The sequence below is a fragment of the Brevinematia bacterium genome (assembly GCA_039630355.1).
Lineage (GTDB): Bacteria > Spirochaetota > Brevinematia > DTOW01 > DTOW01 > SKYB106.
This window is the reverse complement of sequence record JBCNVF010000059.1, coordinates 1-7,592: the sequence shown is the minus strand read 5'-3', so window position 1 is coordinate 7,592 and position 7,592 is coordinate 1. Positions and strand designations below refer to the sequence as shown.

At 37.8% G+C, this 7,592-nt stretch carries 5 protein-coding genes; all 5 read right to left on the bottom strand.

The features are described 5' to 3' along the window. Positions 1-160 precede the first annotated feature (160 nt). Genes cas6 through ABDH28_04405 form a run of 5 tightly spaced genes read right to left on the bottom strand, consistent with a single transcriptional unit; the run spans position 161 to position 7,010 of the window. Entirely contained in the window at positions 161-895 is a 735-nt protein-coding gene (cas6, locus tag ABDH28_04425) for a CRISPR-associated endoribonuclease Cas6 (protein MEN2998261.1), read from the bottom strand. Beyond that, entirely contained in the window at positions 879-3,341 is a 2,463-nt protein-coding gene (gene cas3, locus ABDH28_04420) for a CRISPR-associated helicase Cas3' (GenBank protein ID MEN2998260.1), read from the bottom strand. The genes cas6 and cas3 overlap by 17 nt, the downstream gene beginning before the upstream one ends. Next, on the bottom strand, positions 3,338-4,126 hold the full coding sequence (cas5b, locus tag ABDH28_04415; GenBank protein ID MEN2998259.1) for a type I-B CRISPR-associated protein Cas5b: 789 nt from the start codon (positions 4,124-4,126) through the stop codon (positions 3,338-3,340). Before cas5b ends, cas3 begins: the two co-directional genes overlap by 4 nt. 9 nt (positions 4,127-4,135) lie before the next feature. Continuing rightward, positions 4,136-5,251 carry a type I CRISPR-associated protein Cas7 gene (locus tag ABDH28_04410; GenBank protein ID MEN2998258.1) on the bottom strand — a complete coding sequence of 372 codons (1,116 nt, stop codon included), beginning with the start codon at positions 5,249-5,251 and terminating at the stop codon, positions 4,136-4,138. Beyond that, positions 5,238-7,010: a TIGR02556 family CRISPR-associated protein gene (locus ABDH28_04405; protein MEN2998257.1), complete on the bottom strand. Its 1,773-nt coding sequence runs from the start codon at positions 7,008-7,010 to the stop codon at positions 5,238-5,240. Before ABDH28_04405 ends, ABDH28_04410 begins: the two co-directional genes overlap by 14 nt. Between the last annotated feature and the right edge of the window lie 582 nt (positions 7,011-7,592).

Genomic DNA, 7,592 nt, shown 5'->3' with positions numbered 1-7,592 from the left:
ATTGGAGGTGTGTATATGACAGTTATTCCGTTCTCTAGAAATTTCTTTATAAATTTTTTTGCCTTCTCTAGGTTTTTTGGGTTTAACCCAAACTTATGTATCATATAAGCAACCATACTCGCCTCCTATTAGCAGCTATTATTACAAAAAACTTCTATTCTCACATTCTCCTAGGTATCATCATTCCAAAGCCTTGTGCATTTCTTGCTCCGAGTCCTGCAACAAGCGCAAGCTCTATAAGTTTCTTACTCCCTCTAAGCTTAAGCATTCCCTCCCAAGCAGTGATAGGTGTTCCTTTAAAGAACGTCACAACCTTACGCCATCTACGATTCTTGAAAAGTGGTAATATTTCAATGTTCAAGTTCTCGCTAACAACCTCCTTACCGAGTTTGGCAATAAGTTTTCTGTAGAGATTTTTCTTGATTATATCAAAAAATCTCTCATCACTGGGAGCAAGGTATTTATGTTTTCTACCATCACGAACACTTACCACCAAAGGAGATAGTGTTTTGAGGTCAACCTCGTTTTGAGCTCTAACCTCTCGCTCCTCTATCATATGCACCCACAACTCATATTTCCCGATCCTCATCTTACCTTTTTTCATCAGTCCTTTTAGGAAACTGCTTAAAACATTAGGAAGTGCGGTTGTGAAGTAGAAGTGGATAGGAGGTTTGAATGTTATTGTCCTACCCTTCTCTCTGTGTCTTCCAAATATTACAGAGAATGTGAAGAGCTTAATTCTCTTATTTCCAACCCTAAACCCAATGTCGTGTAGTTTTTTTGCCATTCTTTTCGTGAATGTTGCGTAGATAGCGCCCTGCAAGATCCTGCTATAGGACTTGGGAAGCGTGATTTCTTGGTCTGCATAAAGCACAACCTTAACCCTTTTTAGCATAAGCGCCTCCTTGTAAAACTACAAACCCCTCAACAGGGTCATAGTATTTTCTAACATCGTTTTTAGGAACATAATAAAACCCAAAATAGCTTCTAGGCAAGTTAAGATCTCTTACATCCGCTGACACAACATACTGATAAACCTTTGCCTTTATGCTCTCATACTCCATTAGTTTTCTAAAAACTCCCTGTCTGTCACCTGTAGAAAAATAGAACTTAATTTCTTTATATATCTCATTAACCTGTTGAAACACCTTCACTGCTTCTTCATCAACTTCCAAAAACACATCATCCTTGTTAGCATCTTCCTCAATCAGTTTAAAGAGTCTGATTTTGTTGAAATTGAGAGACTTGAGAGCATCAAGAAGTTCAAGTGCTCCACTTTTGTTTCCTCGTCTGTCAATCTCATCAAAGTAGTCTTTAACCATATTTATAAAATCTTTTTCATTTATGACATTGTTATTCTTAAAGTAGTTTTCAAAAACAGTTCGTGTGCAGTCAAGAAGGAAGTAGTCATACACAAGCGATGAGTAATGTTTCCTTTCACCGTTTTTCTCATAAACCAACTCTATCACACTAAACACTCCCTTGTCCTTAACTCCGTTTCTATTGCATCTTCCTGATGCCTGTATGATGCTATCAATCGGGGCAAAATCCCTATACACAACGTCAAAGTCAACATCCACCCCTGCCTCAACAACTTGTGTGCTGACAAGAATATCATACTTGCCGTTTTTTATGTCCCCAATCCTCTCAAGTCTATGCTTCGGAATAACATAAGAAGAAAGATAAGTGATGCTGTAATTTCCAAACTTTTCCATCACCTTCTTAAGCATTTGCTTTGATGACCTTATCGTGTTGCACATCAAAAGAACTTTCTTTCCCTTTGAAAGATGATTGTTAATCTCATCTGCGTATGTATCCAAAAACTCATCTATTGTTTTAGGTTTTTCATCATACCTTACCTTTATCCTATCAAGTAGTGTGAAATAATAATCTTTGTTCTTGACAAGCTCAACTGTTGGCAGGATTTTGGGTTGTGTTGCTGTCATCAAAATAACATAAACGTCAAACCTTTTTGCAAGCTCTTCAAAAACCTCTCTTACGAAATACCAATACCTGTGAGGAATTGTTTGAACTTCATCAAGAATTATGATGGACTTAGCAAGCCTTAAAAGTCTTCTGCTTGATGAGTTTAAGTTTGTAATGATTGACAGGAATAACTGTATAAAGGTGGTTATGATTATGTTGGATTCCCAAGTTTCTGTGAAGAGTTTTGCTATTTCTATGCTCAGGGGTGTGTCAAATTGCGTTTCATCTATTCTATACTTGATTTCCGTAAGATGATGATGCTTGATTATTTTATCACTTGTTGGTTGTATATCGCTGGCCTCAAGAACCTTCTCTATAACGCTGAAATTCTGGTCTATTATACTTAGAAAGGGAAGAGCGTATATTATTCTGTAGTTGTGTTTGTTTTTATTCTTTAGGTGGTTTGCTAGTTTTAGAGCGAAAGCAAATCCTGTGAGTGTTTTACCCATTCCTGTCGGAAGAGTAATGGAGAAAAACCTGTTCCCATCTTTCAAAAGTTTATCAATATTGTTCTTTAAAACTTCTTTGTATGCTTTTTCTCTGTGTTCGTTTATAGTGTAAGTTGTGTTTAGGTGTTTTTTGTATTCCTCAACGATGTTTTCATTAAAGTTATAGGGCTTAACGTTGAAGTTTAGGTCGGTTGGCATTGTTGCGTCTTTCTTGTCAGCAAAAACAAGAGAAGAGAACATTAGCAGAAAAGTGAAGTAATCGCCAATGTCATCAAAGATTATATTAACATCACGGTTTGTGGCTTTTGATACAATATGTTCCGCTTTTATGCTTATTAGCTCATTGTGTATTTTTTCAATCCACTCAAAAACCTTTTGCTTTGACACAGTTAAAGTATTTTTTATGTCATCAGAAACATCAAGATTACTGACAAACAGATGCAGTTCATCAAAATTTATGCTATCGGCTTGTTTCTTTAGGTAGTCAATAGCTATTTCCTTATTAGGGTCTGGGGAGATGAAAAGAGATATGATGCTAAGCTCGTTAAGAAAGAAGTTGATGTTTTGCTCTTTTGAGTTCCAGAGGTCGGAGTGGTGGTTTTTGCAAGCAACGAAGCTGTAAGCTGCAAGTTTAATGTCGTTTAGGATTTCTTTTGTTATGTAGAAGGCAAACACGGACGAAAGAAGCGAGTGGTTTGTGTAAATGTTCTTCTTACCTCCTCTTATGTATTCTTGGAAATAACTGGTTGCTTTGCCTATGTCATGGCAAACTATCAGTATTTCTATCGCTTTCTTAAGTTTTTCATCAACTTCCATCCTTGATATCTCGTTTCTAAAATGTTTTAGACAGCCGTTTATGTGTTCCTCAAGATGTTTGTTAAGATGCGAAAGAATATTAGACTTCATACCCCCACCTCAACATTATTTTCTTGAGCTGTGAAGAAAAAAACGTTGTCAATGTTTGTCTTATTCTCAACTTCACTGTAATACTCAACCGTGGTGATGTTGTCAATCAAGCCTTCAATGGTGCTTCCTGTTATCTCGGCAAGTGTAAGCTCATACTTATATGGCACTCTCTCACTTTTCATCACTGAAGGGACTCTCTCAAAAACTATTTTCTTATCTCCTTTGTTCCTAGGTGTCTTGATAAGTCTTGATGGACACACGCTATCAACACTACCAACCCTACCTACCCTCAACATCTTCCCTTTCCCCACATACCTTATGTTTGCTGTAAGTTGCGCAAGCCCAAGGGATACTGTAAAACGGGATTGCCCATTTTTGACAAAGTTATGCAGTGCGTTCAGAAGCCAAACTCCTTTCTCACTTCCTGCCTTCACATATATCCTATAACTAGGGTCTTTGATAAACTCAATTCTAATTTGTGTGTGTCCTCTTTTACAAACCACAGTAGGGTCTATGTAGCAACCTTCTTTCGTGTCAAGGTAATTGAGTCCCATCATGATAGTTTTTTCTATAGACCCGTTTATCCTTACGGCGATATCCAACTGGTTGCATTCCTCAATGTATTCTTCCTTACTTATTCCGACTATCGCTCCTATCATTCCTCTTACGGTTGTTGGGGGAGGGAAGCAAAATGAAAGAGGTGAGGAGGTTGTTGAAAACCTCCTAAAATGCGCAAGCCTGCCGTAAATATCAAACACTACAACCTTCTGAAGCTCCTCCTTCATACCCAACCTCTATAGTTTCTCAAAATCAACCTCAAAAGCCCTTACACTACTAAAAACTTCCTCTATCCTCGGCACCGTTATCAAGCGAGGATTGATAGCATACAAGACATACGATATTTTCTCTTTGTATCGCTCCAAAACGTCTTTAAACTCTGTCAGGTCAAGAACAACTTGGCTGATATCTCTTATCTCCTCATCCCTTGCAACACCGTTAAGTTTCACTCTAACTAGCGCATCAAGCTCGCCGATGTGTAGGTAAGTTCCCTTCTTATACACAATCTCAACCAAAAGTCTTGGAATATGCTCAGTTTTGGAGTAAGTCAGAATATCACCCCCTGCTTTAGTCCCAATCCACATCGCCTTAAGCATCTTATTCACGTCAGTCCCAGTAAGACCAGTGAATTTAGCTGCGTTTTCATTCACGACCCCGTGGAATGCTATGAGAGAGTATGGCAGTATGTATCGCTCCGTGATAGTTCCCTGTGTAAGACCTGGCTTGGATGCAAAAACCGTTGTTCCTTTTATAAGCGTAGGCACAACCCTATGTAGCGACCTGCCCCAGTTAAACTGAACAGGACCCGTTCTTGACCTTGCTAAAATAACGCTACTCCTTCTTTCTTTTTCTCTCCTTTTCTTCTCTAAATCTTTCTTCTGTTTTTCTTGCTCTTTGTTTTTCTTAAAGTCGTTAAATAGCCCTTGTGCCTCCTCATCATACCCCTCATCAAACTCCAAGTATGTCTCATCATCAACCTCCTCTTCACCTTCTTCTTCAGCTCTTTCTTTATCAACAGCCAGTAATACTCCAAACAGTCTTACGTCTATACATTTTCTTTCTATATCCTCTAGGTTGAAGCCGTATTTTTGTGCCATCGTGGTCCTATCTAGAACCATTCCGTTCTCCATAACAGGTTTTACGAATATGTTCTCTCCAAACTCTGCAAGTTGGTCTCTTATTGTTCTTTTGAGCCTGTCTGGGGAGACGTAGTTAAGCCCCGTGTTTTCGTCATACCTAGGCCTGTTTTCAGCAAGCGGATCACCGTTTGGGTTTGCATCCCTCACACTATACACAAACAAAATCTCACGCCTATTCTTGAGATAAGGTTTGCTTTGTTCAAGAATGTCCATAACCTACCTCCTTTTTCTTTTTTTCTTTGAAAAAAAGAAAATCATACACAATACCCTTCATCCCAAGACCGAGAGAAAAATAGTAAGATATCTTATTAACTGACAGATCCCAATCGGAAGATAGGGACATGTATTTAGAAGCTTCACTGAGAATTAATTTTTCCTTCTTACCTAGAATCCCATACTGCATAAGCTTCTCCCTTACCTTTACAAAAATCTGTTGTAGTTGTTCTTTTGTTATTACAAGGTCTGTGAGTAAGGGGTTTTTCCCGTTTGATAACTGGTATTCAATAACCCTCTGGGTTATGACACCTACCAAGAATATGCCCTTGAGGACAGGATCACCACTTAACCCCTTAAAATTGTTAAGAAAATCATCAAGCGTGTTTATGTTGGAAAAATCAATATCCATAACAACTCCTCCATTACAACATAAGTCTATAAAAATATATAGAAAGTATGAAACTAAAGTTTCTTTGTAGAATAGTTTGTCTTCTCCGCTTCTAAACAGTTTCAGTAAAGAAAGCATAAATATTCTAAACAGAACATCCTCATCATACGGAATTCCAACGAAGATTTTATGAACAATTTGATAAAACTCACTTTCAAACGGAAAGTCAATTAACGATCCATTATACCTATTTGTGAAGAAGTCTATCAGGTTTTCCATTGTTATGTAGTATTCTTCAGGTCTGTTTTTAGGGTGAGAGGTGAGGGAGAATATTTTATCCACAAACCCATTAACCCATGCTCTGTAGTCAAAAACTAGTTTGATTCTTGATGGATACACATCACGAAGCAACAGCTTTATATCCTGCTTTGAATTCACCTTATCTACAAAAAGAAAATTTAGAGAAAACGAATCATCCTGATTATACTTTTCAGCCACATACTTAATAATCCTCTCCCCATCGTTAAGTTTTTCGTGTGTTTTTTGGTTTAGGTTTATGTTCTTTGTTCCTTCTTTGAAAACTGACAGAACTGTTTTTCCGAAGTTAACATCTTCAGTGTAGAATGCGGGGATGAGTGTGTATTTTACCGAGCGGGCGAAGGTGAATTTGAGATGAGTTTCAATGAATTTTTTAGCTTTGTCCAGTTTTAATCTACAATCAAAGCACACGGGGAAGTTTTTCCAAGCATTCCTTGGGTCAAGCCCGCTTGCTATATACCCAGGCTTGTCTATCGTGTAGAAGGTGTAGGGCGAGTTATTGCCCGAAACCTTTTTTCTCTCACCACACAAACTGCAAACCCCATCCCTATACCCAAACCTAGCCCCTTCCTTGAAGTATAAAGCTACCGCATCTTTAACATCAGGTATCTCCGCAAGATACCTACCATCAACCTTTAAGCTCACCAAAATTTTCTTGCTTCCGCTTTGTGAGTATTCTTTTAACTTAAGATTTAGTTCATCCTCTACAACCTTTCTTGTTTCGTCTTTCTTAACTACTCTCAAAATTCCAAAAGCTGTGTTAGAGAAGTTGGAGAGTTTTTTAAGAGAATTCACGATATGCTTAACGACCTTCCTAGCATCTTTGCCAGTTGCCACTATAGTAGGAGTTAGGTAGATGTTTGAGGCAATTTTTTTAAACAGAAGTTTTTCCTGACTTTCAAATTCTTCAGCCTCAATTCCTTGGTATTGATATTTGTTTGAAAACTTGATACTGATGACATTGTCAGCTTTAATGTCATCAGTCTGAATTTCTTCATTTCCTTCGTCTTCAGGAAGGTATTTTGTGAGTTCGTAAATGATTTCTGTCATATATATTATATAGTTATGTTTGAGAGGCTGGAGGGAAAGTTTTAAAAAAACTTGACTCTTCAGAAAAATTTGATATATAATATATGTGTGTGAAAAAAGTTGCTCTAGGACATAGAGGGTAAAGGGTAGGTTATCTAGGTTTTAAGTTTTGTAGATGAGCAGGTGAGTTAAGGTTTAAGGTAAGTTTATAGAAGACTTCTTTAGTTTTTGAAATCAAGAGGCAATACAGAGAACATAGCCCAAAAAACAGACTTTTTATTCCCTTTTTGAGGAATTGAAACATCATCCAAATCGTCTAACACTGGTCTGTGTTCGTGTTTTTACCTGCCTCTTTAGGGATTGAAACACGATTGGAGGACGAACACACAGTGGGAAGACAAGTTGTTTTTACCTGCCCTTTTAGGGATTGAAACCATAAATGCGCTCATACGACATATCAAATCAACCAACAGTTTATACCTGCCCTGTTAGGGATTGAAAAATGCTTATAACATCTACCCTAATTTCCTGCCCGGTTTTTACCTGCCCTTTTAGGGATTGAAACGAATGCCCGATATACCTTGAAACAATGTGGATATCCTG